Below are 14,258 nucleotides of genomic sequence, written 5' to 3'. Positions count from 1 at the left end.
GTCCGCGGAGGCGTCCGACGCCGCCCGGCACGCCGTCGGCCCCGGTTCCCAGCCCGCGTTGGCGTTCCTCGGCGTGGACCCGATGACCTTGTTCGCGCCCGCCCAGCAGGGCAGGCACCGCAGACCGGAGTAGCTGAGCGGGCGGCGGGTGCGAGCAAGCTCACGCCCGCCGGCCCACGGCGCCGGGTCACTGTCCGTCGAAACCTCCTGAGCAGGGTGAATGCGGTGAGTGGCGCCGATGTCATCCCGTCGGCCCAGTGCCTGTCACCGCCGCCGCCCGGCCGCTCACCGACGGGAACGGTCGGTGTCACTCGATCGAGCAAGCCGCACCCGGGAAGGGGCACACTTCCGGTTTCCACGGCGTTACCCTTGTGCGGGCAGCGGCCGGATCAACGGAGACGGCCCGCGCCCGAGCAGCCGAGGAGAGAGATGGGCAGCACGGACAGTGGGGCGTTCCGCCGCATGCTTCGCAAGCTCACCAGCGACGTCGACGTCCTGGATGCGGACGACCTGTCGGAGGACTCCGAGCGGGCGGGGGCGCAGCGCGCGAGCGACTGCGCCTGCGGCCAGGAGGTGACCATGCAGGGTCGCCTCCGGAGCGTCGAGTTCTGCCCGGAGGACGACAGCACCGCGCAGCTCCAGGCCGAGCTGTTCGACGGCACCGAGGGAGTGACGCTGGTCTGGATGGGACGACGCCGGATCCCGGGCATCGAGCCGGGTCGGACGATGCGCGTCCGCGGCCGGATCTCGGTCAGGGACGGGCGGAAGGTCCTGTACAACCCGTACTACGAGATCTGTCAGGCCCAGTGACCTCAGGCCCCGGAGCGGACCCGGAGTCGGCCCCGACCACCCGCCTCCCGCGGGTGGCCGGTGAGCCCGTCGACCACGAGTCGCCGACGGGGCCCATCCCCGTGGTCCCCGCGGCGCCGACGGACACCCCGGACGAGAAGCAGTCCGAGGGGAACATGCCCACGCTCATGGAGCAGATGGGCGGCATCTCCGGGATCGTCGCGTCGACGGTCCCGATCGCGGTCTTCGTCGTGGCCAACGTCCTGTTCGAGCTGCAGCCCGCGCTCATCGCGGCGCTGGTGGCCGGGGTGCTGGTCGCGATCTTCCGCGTGGTGCGCAAGCAGCCGTTGCAGCCCGCGATCTCGGGGCTGGTCGGCGTGGGCGTCTGTGCGTTCATCGCCTACCGCACCGGCGAGGCCCGCGGCTTCTACCTGCCCGGGCTGCTCTACAGCGCGGGGCTCTGCCTGGCCTTCCTCGTCTCGATCGCGGTCCGGTGGCCCCTCGCCGGCGTGATCTGGCACGGCATCAACGGGCGTGGGCAGGGCTGGCGGAGCGATCGCCGCATGCTCGCGGCGTACTCGTGGGCCAGCGCGCTCTGGGCCCTGGTGTTCGGCGCCCGGCTCGTGGTCCAGGGCTGGCTGTACAACGCGGACGAGGAGACCTGGCTGGGCATCGCCCGTCTGGCCATGGGCTACCCGCTGATCGGCGTCGCGATCGTCGGCACGATCCTGGCCGTCCGCCGGGCCGAGCGCCCCGCGAAGGCCGCCTGACCCACCGCCCTCCCGCACGAACGGCACTCTCGTGCGGACCTACCGCACGAGCGTGCCGTTCGTGCGGTCAGAGTCGGGACGCCAGCACCGCCACGCCCTCGCCCGCGAGATCCTCGAGGTAGGCGCGCCGACCCGCCAGGGCCAGGACCAGCGCGGTCGTGGTGCCCCGGACCGGGGGACCGCCGCCGTGCGCGAACGGCCCGTCGGTCGCCTCGAGCCGCAGCCCCTCGGCCGCGGTGCGGCTGTTCACCGCGAAGTCGCGGGACACGAAGAACCGCGCGACCGCGGTCGCCGCCCCGACCGACGGGGTGGTCGCGATCCCCAGCGGCCGCCGCACGTCCTGCCCGTGCACCACGACCTCACCCAACCAGGCCGCCGTGTGCCCGGTGGCGGCGGTGGTGCTCGGGACCGCCGCGCGGAACCGGGCGAGCGTCTCGGCCGGGGTGGGCCCGCGCTGCTCGGCGAGCCTGCGGTCGTTGTGCACGCCGTCGTCGAACCGGGCGCCCAGCATGCTCACGATCCACCGCCCCGTCCCGATGCTCGCCGCGGCGGTGAGGTGCGCGACGACCTCCTCGACCGTCCACCGCCCGCAGAGCGACGGCGTGGCCCACGCGGTCGCGTCGAGCCCGGCCAGGTCCTCGGCGAGCCGCGCCCGCTCGGTGTGGATCGCCGCCCACAGGTCCGCGCGGCTCATCGTGTCGGTCATCCCGCCCCAGATCGTCGTCAGCGGGTAGACCGCGGCGGGGCGCGAAACTCAGCGCCGGAGACCTCAGCGCCGGAGACCTCAGCGCCGGAGACCTCAGCGCCGGTCCGGGTCCCCGACCACGGCGGTGCGGATCTCCTCCTCCACCGCCACGGTGGCCACGAAGAGCAGCTCGTCCCCGGGCTCGAGCGAGTCGTCCGGCTGCGGGACGATCACCCGTCCGCCGCGCAGGATCGTGACCAGCGCGGAGTCCGCGGGCAACCGGAGATCCCGCACCGGGCGCCCGGCGAGCCGGGTGTCGGTGGGCAGCGTGACCTCGACGAGGTTGGCCTGGCCCTGGCGCAGTGTCATCAGCCGCACCAGGTCGCCGACGGCCACGGCCTCCTCGACCAGCGCCGCCAGCAGCCGCGGGGTGGAGACGGAGACGTCCACGCCCCAGTTCTCGCCGAACAGCCACTCGTTGCGGGGGTCGTTGACCCGGGCGACCACCCGGCGCACCGCGAACTCGGTCTTGGCGAGCAGGGAGACCACGAGGTTGACCTTGTCGTCGCCGGTCGCGGCGATGACGACGTCGCAGCTCTCGATGCCCGCGTCCTCCAGCGACTGGAGCTCGCACGCGTCGGCGTGCACCCACTCCGCCTCGTCGACGGAGCCGGGGTCGATGTGGGACAGGTCCCGCTCGATGAGCATGACCTGGTGCTTGTTCTCCACCAGCTCGCGGGCGATGGAGCGGCCGACGGCCCCGGCCCCGGCGATCGCGACCCTCATCTCAGGCCTCCTGCGGGGGAGCCGCCGCAGCGGCGGTGACGTCGGAGACCGTGCCCGAGACCGCCGCCACGTACACGGTGTCCTCGGCCTGCACGGCCGTGTCGCGGGTGGGCAGCACCCCGGTGCCGAAGCGCACGATGAAGGCGACCCGGCACGCCGCGACCTCCTCCAGCTCCCGGATCGGGTGTCCGACCCAGTCCTCGTGCAGCGGCAGCGGCAGGATCGCGACGGTGCCCGCGGGCTCGCGCCAGGCCGTGGCGACGCCGTCGGGCAGCACCATCCGCATGAACCGGTCCGTGGTCCAGGGCACGGTGGCGACGGTCGGGATGCCGAGGCGTTCGTACACGGCCGCGCGCTTGGCGTCGTAGATCCGGGCGACGACCCGCTCCACGCCGAACGTCTCGCGGGCGACGCGGGCCGAGAGGATGTTCGAGTTGTCCCCGGAGGAGACGGCGGCGAAGGCGTCTGCCTTCTCGATGCCCGCCTCGATCAGGACCTCGCGGTGGAACCCGAAGCCGATCACCTGGCGTCCCCGGAAGTCCGTGCCCAGCCTGCGGAAGGCCTGGACGTCCTGGTCGATCACCGCCACCTCGTGGCCGAGCCGCTCGAGACCGGCGGACAGCGACGCGCCGACCCGCCCGCATCCCATGATCACGACGTACATCGGGTGGGCCCTCCGGGGGCTGGTTCGGGTGCAGCGTTCGGGGTGTACGGCACGCTATCGCGTCCCGGACACCCCGGGAGCATAGGCTTCGGAGGTGTCCAAGCTCGGCACCGCCGTCAAGCGCATCGTGGTCGGCCGCCCCCAGCGAAGTGACCGCCTGACCAGCACGCTGCTGCCCAAGCGGATCGCCCTCCCCGTCTTCGCCTCCGATGCCATGTCCTCGGTCGCCTACGCGCCCGAGGAGATCTTCCTGACCCTGTCCGTCGCGGGGCTCGCGTCCTACGCGCTGTCCCCGTGGATCGGCCTCGCCGTCGTCGTCGTCCTGCTCACGGTGGTCACGAGCTACCGGCAGAACGTGCACGCCTACCCGTCGGGCGGCGGCGACTACGAGGTCGCCACGGTCAACCTGGGCCGCAACGCGGGCCTCACGGTCGCCAGCGCCCTGCTCGTCGACTACACCCTCACGGTCGCGGTGTCCGTCTCGGCCGCCGCGGCGAACGTCGGCGCGCTGGTGCCGTTCGTCGGCGAGCACAAGGTGTGGTTCGCGGTGGCCGCGATCGCCGCGCTGACGGCGATCAACCTCCGCGGGATCCGGGAGGCGGGCGCGGCGTTCGCGGTGCCCGTCTACCTGTTCATGATCGGCGTCGGCACCATGATCGTGTGGGGGCTGACGCGGGTCCTGATCCTGGGCCAGGACGTCGAGACCGCGAGCACCAACCTCCACCTGGTGGCGGAGGGCGACACCTTCACCGGGCTCGCCCTGGTGCTGCTGGTGCTGCGCTCGTTCACCCAGGGCGCGGCGGCGTTGACCGGCGTCGAGGCGATCTCCAACGGCGTCCCGGCCTTCCGGAAGCCGAAGTCCCGCAACGCCGCGACCACCCTGCTGATCATGGGCCTGATCTCGGTGTCGATGATCATGGGGCTGATCGCGCTGGGCCGGGTCACCGGCGTCCAGATCGCCGAGGACCCCGCCCGGCAGTTCCCCGACGCCCCACCGGGCTACGAGCAGCAGACGATGATCGCCCAGCTGGCCGACGCCGTGTTCTCCGGTTTCCGCCCGGGCTTCTTCTTCGTCGTGATCACCACGGCCCTGATCCTGGTGCTGGCGGCCAACACGGCGTTCAACGGCTTCCCGGTGCTCGGCTCGATCCTGTCCCAGGACCGTTTCCTGCCCCGCCAGCTGCACACCCGCGGCGACCGGCTGGCCTTCTCCAACGGGATCCTGGTGCTGTCGGCCTTCGCCGTGGTGCTGGTGATCGGGTTCCAGGCCGAGGTCACGCGGCTGATCCCGCTCTACACCGTGGGCGTGTTCGTGTCGTTCACGCTCAGCCAGGCGGGCATGGTGCGGCACTGGAGACGCGAGCTCGGCCGGGAGGACGACGTGGCCGAGCGGCGCCGGATGCGCCGCTCGCAGACGATCAACGGCTTCGGCGCGATCATGACCGGGCTGGTCCTGATCACCGTGCTGATCACCAAGTTCACCCTCGGCGCGTGGATCACCATCGTGGCGATGGCCGGGTTCTTCGTGCTGATGGTGGCCATCCAGAAGCACTACGACCGGGTCTCCGCCGAGCTCGCCGCCGGGGACGAGGACGGGGTGCTGCCCAGCCGCAACCACGCCATCGTGCTGGTGTCGACGCTGCACAAGCCCACCCTGCGCGCGCTGGCGTACGCCCGGGCCACCCGACCGGACGTGCTGGAGGGGCTGACCGTCAACGTCGATGACGCGGACACCAAGAAGCTGATGACGGACTGGAACAAGCGCAAGATCCCCGTGAAGCTGAAGGTCGTCGAGTCCCCGTACCGCGAGATCACCCGTCCCGTGCTGGACTACGTGAAACGGATCCGGACCGACAACCCGCGGGACGTGGTGACCGTCTACATTCCCGAGTACGTGGTGGGGCACTGGTGGGAGCAGATCCTGCACAACCAGTCCGCGCTGCGGCTCAAGTCGCGGCTGCTGTTCCAGCCCGGGGTGATGGTGACCAGCGTGCCGTGGCAGCTGGCGTCGTCGTCCGCGGCGCAGCCGCTGTCGCCGCACTTCGCACCCGGGGCGTCCCGCCGCGGGTACCCGTCGATGGAGCAGCTGCCCGGTGAGGCGGCGCGCTCCCGGAAGGACTCCGGTGACCCGGTCCACTGAGACAGTGCTCGACTGGACCGACCGCGTCCTGGACGTGGAGGTCGGAGCCGTCGCGCACGGCGGGCACTTCGTGGCGCGCCACGAGGGTCGGGTGCTGTTCGTGCGGCACGCGCTGCCCGGCGAGCGGGTGCGCGCCGTGGTCACCGAGGACCAGGGCGGGTCGTTCTGCCTGGCAGACGCGATCTCGGTGCTCGAGGCGTCCCCGGACCGCGTGCAGGCGCCGTGCACCTGGGCGCGGGCGGGTGGGTGTGGGGGTTGTGACTTCCAGCACGTCGCGCCCGCGGCCCAGCGCGAGCTGAAGACGACGGTGCTGCGCGAGCAGCTGTCCCGCCTCGGCGGGGTCACGTCGGAGGTCGTGGTGGAGGAGCTGCCCGGCGGGCCGCTGGGCTGGCGGCAGCGGATCCGGCTGGCGGTCGACGCCGAGGGCCGGGCGGGCCTGCGCGCTCACCACAGCCACGACGTCGTCCCGATCGCGGACTGCCTGCTGGCCCCGACGGGCATGCTGCCGGACCTGCTCGAACGCCCCTGGCCGCCGAACGGCGAGATCGAGGTGGCGGTCGACGGGCGGGGCGAGCGACGGCTCGGCGAGCCGTCCGTCCAGCACGCCGCGGGCCGGGACTGGCTGCTCTCGCCGGGCGCGTTCTGGCAGGTCCACCCGGACCTCGCGGAGACCCTGGTGTCCGTGGTGGGGGAGTGGGCCCGGGCCCCGCGCGGCGGGGTCGCGTGGGACCTCTACGGCGGCGTCGGGCTGTTCGCGGCGGTACTCGCCGGACAGGTCGGGCCGGAGGGGTCGGTGACCGTGGTGGAGTCCGCGCACGCCGCGATCCACGACGGCAAGCGGGCCCTCGCGGACCTGCCCCAGGTCCTGTTCCGGGCCGGGCGGGTGGAGCGGGTGCTGGCGTCGCTGCCCGATCCGGCGGTCGTGGTGGCGGACCCGCCGCGCAAGGGGCTGGGCAAGCAGATGGTCACCGAGATCTGCGCCCGCGGCCCCGAGCGCGTGGTCTACGTGGCGTGCGACCCGGCCGCGCTGGGGCGGGACGTGAAGCTGTTCGCCGAGCGGGGCTACGCGCTGGCGCAGGTCCGCTCCTTCGACGCCTTCCCGATGACCCACCACATGGAGTCCGTGGCCCTGTTCACCCGGTGAGCGGCGATGCTCGCCAGAGCGACTATCGCCACTCACGAGGGATTTAGGGTGGGTCCATGGCCATCGCTGATCACGTCCAGGGCTGGGAGCCCGCGCCGGTCGAGGTGACCGAGACGCTGGGGGCCGCGCCGTCGGTCGCCTTCGCCGGCCTGCTGGACCAGCCCCCGCCGGGCCCCGAGCTGCCCCCGCTGTGGACCGGCTTCCACTTCCTGGAGCTGCCCACGACCGCCGAGCTGGGCGAGGACGGGCACCCGCGCGAGGGGCACTTCCTCCCACCGGTCCCGAACCGGCGGCGGATGTTCGCGGGCGGGCGGCTCACCGTCCGGGAGCCGCTGCGGATCGGGGACACCGTCACCCGTCGGACCGCGGTGACCTCGGTCGTCCCCAAGTCGGGCCGCTCCGGGGACATGCTCTTCGTGACGCTGCGGCACGAGTTCGTCCGAGACGGCCAGGTCCTGCAGACCGAGGAGCAGGACGTCGTCTACCGGCAGCAGGAGCCCGGCGCGCCCCGGGCCGCGGCGCCCGAGGTCCCGGAGCCCGGGCCGCTGCCCGAGGGCCCCCACGTCGCCCTGACCCCCGACGAGGTCATGCTCTTCCGGATGAGCGCGCTGACCTACAACGCGCACCGCATCCACCACGACCTGCCCTACGCCACGCAGGTCGAGGGCTACCCCGGCCTCGTCGTGCACGGCCCGCTGCTCGCGCTGCTGGCACTGGAGGTGCCGCGGCGGTTCACCCCGGACCGTCGGATCGCGTCGCTGGAGTACCGCCTGCGCCGCCCCGCCTTCTGCGGCTCACCCCTGGTCGCGACGGCGGACGGGGACACGCTGGGCAGCGGCGTCCCGGGCGCCGACCCGAGCGTGACGGCCACGGTCACCTACGCCTGACCCGGTCGGTCCACGTCGACGACACCGGCGCCGCGTGCAGGCGCCCGGTGTCGGACCGCGGCCGTCGCAGCCCGGGATCGGGGTACCCCTGGCGCGCCGTCCGCGGGCCACCCGGGAGGATGGGGGAGTGACAGGTTCGGTTCCCGCCCAGGCCCCCCAGGCACCGGTCCCGCAGCCCTCGATCGAGCAGCGGATCGCCGACGAGCTCGGCGTCCGACAGCACCAGGTGGCCTCCGCCGTCGGGTTGCTCGACGAGGGCTCGACGGTCCCCTTCGTGGCCCGGTACCGCAAGGAGGCCACCGGCGGCCTCGACGACACCCAGCTCCGCACGTTGGAGGAGCGGCTGCGCTACCTGCGTGAGCTCGAGGAGCGCCGCACCGCGGTCCTCGACGAGATCCGCAAGCAGGGCAAGCTCACCCCCGAGCTGGAGGCCAGGGTCCTCGCGGCCGAGTCGAAGGCCCGCCTCGAGGACGTCTACCTGCCCTACAAGCCCAAGCGCCGCACCAAGGCCATGATCGCCCGGGAGCAGGGGCTCGAGCCGCTGGCCGACGCGCTGCTCGCGGACCCGACCCTGGAGCCCGTCGAGACGGCCCAGGGCTACGTCACCGACGAGGTCGCGGACGCCACGGCCGCCCTGGAGGGCGCCCGGGCGATCCTCGTCGAGCGCTTCTCCGAGGAGCCGGACCTGATCGGCGGCCTGCGCGAGCGCATGTGGTCGCGCGGCGTGCTCGTGTCGAAGGTGAAGGCGGGCAAGGAGACCGGTGACATCGCGGCCGCCAAGTTCTCGGACTACTTCGACTTCTCCGAGCCGTTCACGAAGCTGCCGTCGCACCGGATCCTCGCGGTGTTCCGCGGGGAGAAGGAGGACGTCCTCGACGTCACCCTGGAGCCCGACGCCGATCCCGAGAAGGCGGGCGACTGGGAGACGCTGGTCGCCGCGCACGTCGGGGTCTCGAACCAGGGCCGGGCGGCGGACGAGTGGCTCGCCGGCGTCGTGCGCTGGACGTGGCGCACCCGCATCCTGCTGCACCTCGGCATCGACATCCGGGTCCGGCTGCGCACCGCGGCGGAGGAGGGGGCGATCACCGTCTTCGCCTCCAACCTGCGGGACCTGCTGCTCGCCGCCCCCGCGGGCACCCGCGCCACCATGGGTCTGGACCCGGGCCTGCGCACCGGGGTCAAGGTCGCGGTCGTCGACGCCACGGGCAAGGTCGTCGCCACCGACACGATCTACCCGCACGAGCCGCGCAAGGACTGGAACGGCGCGCTGGTCCGGCTCACGAAGCTGGCCACCGAGCACGCGGTGGACCTGATCGCGATCGGCAACGGCACGGCGTCGCGCGAGACGGACGCGCTGGCGGGCGAGCTCGTCGCGATGAACCCCGGGCTGAAGATGACGAAGGTCATGGTCAGCGAGGCGGGGGCGTCGGTGTACTCGGCGTCGGCGTTCGCGTCGGCCGAGCTGCCGGACCTCGACGTGTCGATCCGCGGCGCCGTCTCCATCGCGCGCCGCCTGCAGGACCCGCTGGCCGAGCTCGTGAAGATCGACCCGAAGTCGATCGGCGTCGGCCAGTACCAGCACGACCTGCCGGAGTCCTCGCTGTCCCGCTCGCTCGACGCGGTCGTCGAGGACTGCGTGAACGCCGTCGGGGTGGACGTGAACTCGGCCTCGGCGCCGCTGCTGCGCCGGGTGTCCGGCGTCAGCGAGTCGCTCGCCGCGGCGATCGTGTCGCACCGGGACGCCAACGGGCCGTTCCGCACCCGGACCGCGCTCGCGGAGGTCCCGCGCCTGGGGCCCAAGGCCTTCGAGCAGGCCGCGGGTTTCCTGCGGATCCGGGGCGGGGACGAGCCGCTCGACGTCTCGGGCGTGCACCCCGAGGCCTACCCGGTGGTCCGGCGGATCGTGGAGGCCTCGAAGGTCTCGATCGACGAGCTGCTCGGCAACTCCGCGAAGATCAAGACGCTGCAGCCGCAGCGGTTCGTGGACACGCAGTTCGGCCTGCCGACCGTGAGCGACATCCTGAGCGAGCTGGAGAAGCCCGGCCGGGACCCGCGGCCCGCGTTCCGCACCGCGACCTTCGCCGAGGGCGTGCACAAGATCGCCGACCTGCGGCAGGGCATGGTGCTGGAGGGCGTCGTGACGAACGTGGCGGCCTTCGGCGCGTTCGTGGACGTCGGGGTGCACCAGGACGGGCTCGTGCACGTCTCGGCCATGTCCAGCCAGTTCGTGTCGGACCCGCGCGAGGTCGTGAAGTCCGGCGACGTCGTCAAGGTCAAGGTGCTCGACGTCGACGAGGCCCGGAAGCGGATCTCGCTCACCCTCCGGCTGGACGACGAGCCGGGACATGGGTGTGCTCCAGGAGTCCAGGGGCGCGGGGGCGCGCGGGGACGGACCGGGGCCGAGGGCGGCCGGTCTCGGGCGGGGGGAGGGGTCGGGGGGCGCTCAGCGCGCCGGACACGCCCCGCCGTTGATGAGGCAGAGGTCGATGTGCCTGCGTGAGGTCAGCATCGTCATCGCAGCGCCCGCAGGGTCTCGTAGCCGGAGCGGCCGTCGGTCAGCCGCCAGGACCGCATCCACGCGTAGGTCTCGGTGAAGCGACGCTCGGTGAACGGGGCGATGTGGGTGTAGCGGTAGTAGTCCGTGCGCAGCAGCGCGGGATCGAGCCCGGCCTCCGCGGCGATCGTGGGCGCCCAGCGCGCGCGGTCGGCGTTGATCAGGTCCACGGCCTTGTCGACGGCGGTGCGGTAGGCCTCCTGCTGCTCCGCGGTCAGGTGCGGGGCGACGACCTGGGACCCGCGGTAGGCGTAGGTGCCGAGGACGTGCGCGCCGTGGGACAGCGCCGCGGACAGGAACGGCTCCATCAGCATCGTCGCGCGGGACTCGCCCGCGAGCAGCCGGTCGAGCCGGGTGGCGGGCGGGCCGACGTGCGCGAGCGTGATCCGTTCCCGCGGCACGGTGCCCTCGAGCAGGTGCAGGGCCGTGTAGTGCGAGCCGGTGTAGTCGTTGACCGCCACCGGCACGTCCGCCAGGTCGTGGGGTTCGTTGAGGTCGTCGTCCAGGCTGACCAGGGCCTGGGACACGACGGCGGCGCGCAGGTGGCCGATCCGGCCGCCGCGGGTGTCCCGCTCCAGCCGGTCGATGCCGCCCCATTCGCAGACGTTGTAGACGTCGGCGCGGGCGGTGGTGAACAGCGACTCCTTGTGCCGGGCGGCCGGATCGCGCTTCGCGTCGGCCGAGCGGTCCGGGGAGTCCGCGAACCGCACGGCCAGCCCGACGGCGTCGAACAGGCCCTCCTGCACGGCGACGATCTCCGGGAGGTCGAAGACGGCGTGGTTCGGCGACACGACGATCTCGTCGGTACCCATGCTGCTCGCCTCCCTCGTCCTTCTGGACCCGAGGTTAGGCAGCCGTCCCGGCACGGTCAACGGGGCGTTTGCAGGATGCGGGACACATTCGCGCATCGTGGAATGTCCGGTCAGGACCTGGGGCGACGGGCAAATGTCCGGTCAGAAGTCGCCGAACGCCATGGACACGGGGAGACCCTCCAGGGCGTCCGCGGCCGAGCGGACGACCGAGCCCAGCGCGTCGAGCCGGTCCTCGGTGAGCCTGCTGGTGGGGCCCTGGATCTCCACCCCCATCCGGACGTGCTCGCTCGACCCGACGACGGGGGCCGCGACCGCCCGCAGCGCGGGGTCGGCGGGGTCGTCGAGCACGGCGTACCCGCGGAACTGGGTGGCGAGCAGGTCCACCTCGGTCGCCCACGATTCGGGACCGGAGGAGCCCGCCCGGGAGAGCACCTCGGCGGCCTGCTGCACGGGATCGGTGCCGAAGGCCACGATCGCGCAGCCGATCGCGGACTCCAGCAGCGGCACGCGGGCCCCCGGACGTCCGATGTAGCGCAGCGGTCGGGTCGAGGGGACGGACAGCAGCACCAGGACCTCGTCGCCGCGCCGCATGCCGATGCTGGCGGTCTCGCCGGTGCGGTCGGCGAGCTCCTTGAGCACGTCCGCGGCCTCGGGGACCCCGGAGCTGCCGAGCGCCTTGCGGGCGAGTCGCAGCAGCAGGGGGCCGGGCAGGAACCGGTCGCTGCCGCCGTCTCGGCACAGCAGGTTGCCGGCGACGAGGGTGTGGGCGAGGCGGTGCACGGTGCTGACCGTCAGCCCGGTGGCGCGGGCGATCTCGGTGGTGGTGAGGCCACCGTCGCTGTCGACGACCAGGCCCAGCACGGCCGAGGCGCGGGACACGGACTGGATCTCCGGCCCGCGGGAGGCACCCGTCATCGCCCGATGCACCGGTTCGGCATGGGCTCACGGTAGCCCGCGCCCTCCTCAGTTGAGGTGGGCCAGGAGTCCCGCCGCGGTCCGTTCCAGTCGTTGGCGCACCTCCGCGGGCTGCGCACCGCCCGCCAGGAAGGTCGCGATCAGCCGGGCGCCCTCGTCCCAGCGGGCCTGCTCGCCCAGCACCTCGCCCAGCTCGACGAGCCCCTCCTCGTCGGGACGCAGGGCCAGCCGCATCCGCAGCACCCACTCGCGGTCCGCGGGGCCGCCCCGGCGGCGTTGGGTGGCCCGGAGGTTCTCGAGCATCCGCAGCAGGATCTCCCGGGTCGACACCCGGGGCAGGAGGTGGGCGCCGAAGGCCGCGGTGGACCCGGTGGCGGCCCGGAAGAGGGCCTCGCACTCCGCACGGTCGACGCGGCGACCGCCGTCGAAGGGGTCGAGATGATGGCCCGTCCCCGGCACCCGGACCAGGAAGTGCCCGGGCATGCCGACGCCCTCGAGCGGGATCCCCGCCCGTCGTCCCACCTCGATGCAGACCACGGCGAGGGTGATCGGGATCCCCGTGCGTCGGGTCAGCACCGCCGGGAGCAGCGAGTTCCGCGGGTCGCCGTAGTCCGTCCGGTCGCCGGTGAAGCCCTCCTCCACGAACAGCCTGCGGACGAGCGCGGGCAGCGAGGTCACGCCCGCCGCCAACCGGTCCAGCTCGGCCAGCCAGGGGGCCGGATCGAGATCGGGGTCGGCCCCCGCGGCCAGGGCGAGCGCGGCTTCGTCGAGCGGCGGTTCGGGTCCGCGGACGAGCTCCACGAACCGGGCGACCGCGGCGCTCACCGCGGCTCGGTGAGCAGCCGGACCGTGGTGCCGGTGTGGTCGCTCCACACCTGCAGGACGTCGCTGAGCTCCGAGGCCAGCCAGAGGCCGCGCCCCCGTTCGCCCGACGGCGACGGCGCGACCAGGCCGGGGAACGGCACGTCCATCCGGCCGACGTCGTGCACCTCGGCGACCATGCCGGGCCCCTCGCGCGCCCACAGCCGGAGCCTGCCGGCGCCCGGGCCGTGCTCCACGCTGTTGGTGGCGATCTCGTTGACCGCGAGCACCAGGTCGGCGGAACGCTCGCCGTCCAGGCCCGCGGCGGGCGCGGTCGCGGCGACGAGCCTGCGGACCGCGGGCAGCGAGGTCAGGGTGAACGTCAGCTCGGCGAGCGGGGTGCCGAGGTCCGGCGGGGGCGGCGGCGGGTACTCGGTGACCACCTGCACGGGATCGCGGCGCGTGTCCGAGGGCAGGCTCGACCCGCCGACGCGCAGGGTCGTGTGGGTGGCCCGCAGCAGCTCCAGGTCACCATCGTCCCGGCAGGCGCACAGCATCGTGATCGGCAGGTCCGCGAGGGCCACGTTCAGCGCGGCGTCGAGCCGGGCCCAGTGCCCGGGCTCCAGCCAGGGCAGCTCGGCGTGCTCCGCGATCACCGTGGTCCGCAGCTCCGGGCGGGGCGCGCGCCGGGTGAGCCGGGCCCACCGCATCGCCACGGTGAACGCGGGGACCCGGTGCACCTCCTCGGGCTCCAGCCACTCCACCGCGGCCGCCGCCGGTCCGAGCGCCTCCGCCAACGCGACGCGGTTCGCCTGCTCCAGCACCGCGACCACGGGCCCGCCCGCGGACAGTGCGGCGCCCACCGGGCCCGCCAGCTCGGCGGCGAGCCGCTCGCCCGACGCATAAGGGACGCCCTCGTGGACCGTGGGGTGCGAGGCTCCCGCCCGGGCCACGTCGTGGTCCATTCCCCGCTCCACCTCCGCTCCGATCGGCAGCCGCACGATAGTGCGCCGGAACCCGCCACGCCGAACGGAGCAGTGCTGTTCGGAGAGGGTGTCGCTCAGCGGCGCGGACGGGTGGCGGAACGGCCGAGGGCGAGCCCGCCGACCAACAGGACGAGCCCGCCCGCGAGCCAGGGGGCGGGCGTGCGGCGCCAGGCGGCACCCTCGTCCTGCAGCGTGAGCGCGGCGGTCTCGACGGCCGGGGCGAGGGTGAACAGGAAGGTCCCGGTGCGCGGTGCTCCGGCGGCGTCGACCAGCCTCCAGTCCACCGTGTAGCTGCCCGCGGCGAGGTCCGTGGCCAGGTCGAGCT

Annotated in this window: 14 protein-coding genes; 6 read left to right on the top strand and 8 right to left on the bottom strand. The window is 73.5% G+C overall.

From position 1 onward, the window contains the following. Positions 1-429 precede the first annotated feature (429 nt). Both H5J29_RS05570 and H5J29_RS05565 read left to right on the top strand, forming a co-directional pair. Complete coding sequence (locus H5J29_RS05570) at positions 430-810, top strand: OB-fold nucleic acid binding domain-containing protein (RefSeq protein WP_181779829.1); 381 nt, start codon at positions 430-432, stop codon at positions 808-810. Between the two features lie 53 nt (positions 811-863). Next, positions 864-1,559 (top strand): DUF3159 domain-containing protein, encoded by a 696-nt coding sequence (locus tag H5J29_RS05565; protein WP_312858074.1) that lies wholly within the window; start codon positions 864-866, stop codon positions 1,557-1,559. A 67-nt stretch (positions 1,560-1,626) separates the two neighbouring features. Here the strand turns inward: H5J29_RS05565 and H5J29_RS05560 are convergent, their stop codons facing one another. The 3 genes from H5J29_RS05560 to H5J29_RS05550 all read right to left on the bottom strand — a co-directional run bounded on the left by H5J29_RS05560 (position 1,627) and on the right by H5J29_RS05550 (position 3,694). Further along, a complete protein-coding gene (locus H5J29_RS05560; RefSeq protein WP_181779828.1) occupies positions 1,627-2,265 on the bottom strand; it encodes a maleylpyruvate isomerase family mycothiol-dependent enzyme in 639 nt (212 codons plus the stop codon). Positions 2,266-2,358: 93 nt separating this feature from the next. Next, positions 2,359-3,030: a potassium channel family protein gene (locus H5J29_RS05555; protein WP_181779827.1), complete on the bottom strand. Its 672-nt coding sequence runs from the start codon at positions 3,028-3,030 to the stop codon at positions 2,359-2,361. Position 3,031: 1 nt separating this feature from the next. After that, positions 3,032-3,694, bottom strand: coding sequence for a potassium channel family protein (locus H5J29_RS05550; protein WP_181779826.1), 663 nt, complete (start codon positions 3,692-3,694; stop codon positions 3,032-3,034). A 94-nt stretch (positions 3,695-3,788) separates the two neighbouring features. On the opposite strand from H5J29_RS05550, the gene H5J29_RS05545 reads away from it, so the two are divergent. The 4 genes from H5J29_RS05545 to H5J29_RS05530 all read left to right on the top strand — a co-directional run bounded on the left by H5J29_RS05545 (position 3,789) and on the right by H5J29_RS05530 (position 10,365). Continuing rightward, positions 3,789-5,834, top strand: coding sequence for an APC family permease (locus H5J29_RS05545; protein ID WP_181779825.1), 2,046 nt, complete (start codon positions 3,789-3,791; stop codon positions 5,832-5,834). A 4-nt stretch (positions 5,835-5,838) separates the two neighbouring features. Then, a complete protein-coding gene (locus tag H5J29_RS05540) occupies positions 5,839-6,978 on the top strand; it encodes a class I SAM-dependent RNA methyltransferase (RefSeq protein ID WP_181779830.1) in 1,140 nt (379 codons plus the stop codon). 56 nt (positions 6,979-7,034) lie between these two features. Further along, positions 7,035-7,865: an HTD2 family dehydratase gene (locus tag H5J29_RS05535; RefSeq protein WP_181779824.1), complete on the top strand. Its 831-nt coding sequence runs from the start codon at positions 7,035-7,037 to the stop codon at positions 7,863-7,865. Between the two features lie 127 nt (positions 7,866-7,992). Then, positions 7,993-10,365: a Tex family protein gene (locus H5J29_RS05530; RefSeq protein ID WP_181779823.1), complete on the top strand. Its 2,373-nt coding sequence runs from the start codon at positions 7,993-7,995 to the stop codon at positions 10,363-10,365. 11 nt (positions 10,366-10,376) lie between these two features. Here the strand turns inward: H5J29_RS05530 and H5J29_RS05525 are convergent, their stop codons facing one another. From H5J29_RS05525 to H5J29_RS05505, 5 genes are all read right to left on the bottom strand, one after another. After that, a complete protein-coding gene (locus tag H5J29_RS05525; protein WP_181779822.1) occupies positions 10,377-11,231 on the bottom strand; it encodes a substrate-binding domain-containing protein in 855 nt (284 codons plus the stop codon). A 141-nt stretch (positions 11,232-11,372) separates the two neighbouring features. After that, a complete protein-coding gene (locus H5J29_RS05520) occupies positions 11,373-12,146 on the bottom strand; it encodes an IclR family transcriptional regulator (RefSeq protein WP_181779821.1) in 774 nt (257 codons plus the stop codon). A gap of 48 nt (positions 12,147-12,194) precedes the next feature. Beyond that, the gene (locus tag H5J29_RS05515) at positions 12,195-12,971 is read right to left on the bottom strand and encodes a transglutaminase family protein (RefSeq protein ID WP_181779820.1); all 777 of its coding nucleotides are present in this window, start codon (positions 12,969-12,971) and stop codon (positions 12,195-12,197) included. Next, positions 12,968-13,912: an ATP-binding protein gene (locus H5J29_RS05510; protein WP_181779819.1), complete on the bottom strand. Its 945-nt coding sequence runs from the start codon at positions 13,910-13,912 to the stop codon at positions 12,968-12,970. Before H5J29_RS05510 ends, H5J29_RS05515 begins: the two co-directional genes overlap by 4 nt. 95 nt (positions 13,913-14,007) lie before the next feature. Beyond that, the coding region (locus H5J29_RS05505; RefSeq protein WP_181779818.1) for a copper resistance protein CopC at positions 14,008-14,258 on the bottom strand (251 nt) is incomplete at its 5' end.

This window comes from Pseudonocardia pini (assembly GCF_013870575.1).
GTDB lineage: Bacteria > Actinomycetota > Actinomycetes > Mycobacteriales > Pseudonocardiaceae > Pseudonocardia > Pseudonocardia pini.
Note: the sequence above shows the minus strand (reverse complement) of the source record. Positions and strands in the feature narration are given on the sequence as shown.

What these genes read in the sequence shown, in the direction of transcription:
- H5J29_RS05570 (WP_181779829.1), top strand. Translation starts at nt 430, where the DNA reads ATGGGCAGCACGGACAGTGGGGCGTTCCGCCGCATGCTTCGCAAGCTC.
- H5J29_RS05560 (WP_181779828.1), bottom strand. Translation starts at nt 2,265, where the DNA reads ATGACCGACACGATGAGCCGCGCGGACCTGTGGGCGGCGATCCACACC.
- H5J29_RS05555 (WP_181779827.1), bottom strand. Translation starts at nt 3,030, where the DNA reads ATGAGGGTCGCGATCGCCGGGGCCGGGGCCGTCGGCCGCTCCATCGCC.
- H5J29_RS05550 (WP_181779826.1), bottom strand. Translation starts at nt 3,694, where the DNA reads ATGTACGTCGTGATCATGGGATGCGGGCGGGTCGGCGCGTCGCTGTCC.
- H5J29_RS05535 (WP_181779824.1), top strand. Translation starts at nt 7,035, where the DNA reads ATGGCCATCGCTGATCACGTCCAGGGCTGGGAGCCCGCGCCGGTCGAG.
- H5J29_RS05525 (WP_181779822.1), bottom strand. Translation starts at nt 11,231, where the DNA reads ATGGGTACCGACGAGATCGTCGTGTCGCCGAACCACGCCGTCTTCGAC.
- H5J29_RS05520 (WP_181779821.1), bottom strand. Translation starts at nt 12,146, where the DNA reads ATGACGGGTGCCTCCCGCGGGCCGGAGATCCAGTCCGTGTCCCGCGCC.
- H5J29_RS05510 (WP_181779819.1), bottom strand. Translation starts at nt 13,912, where the DNA reads ATGGACCACGACGTGGCCCGGGCGGGAGCCTCGCACCCCACGGTCCAC.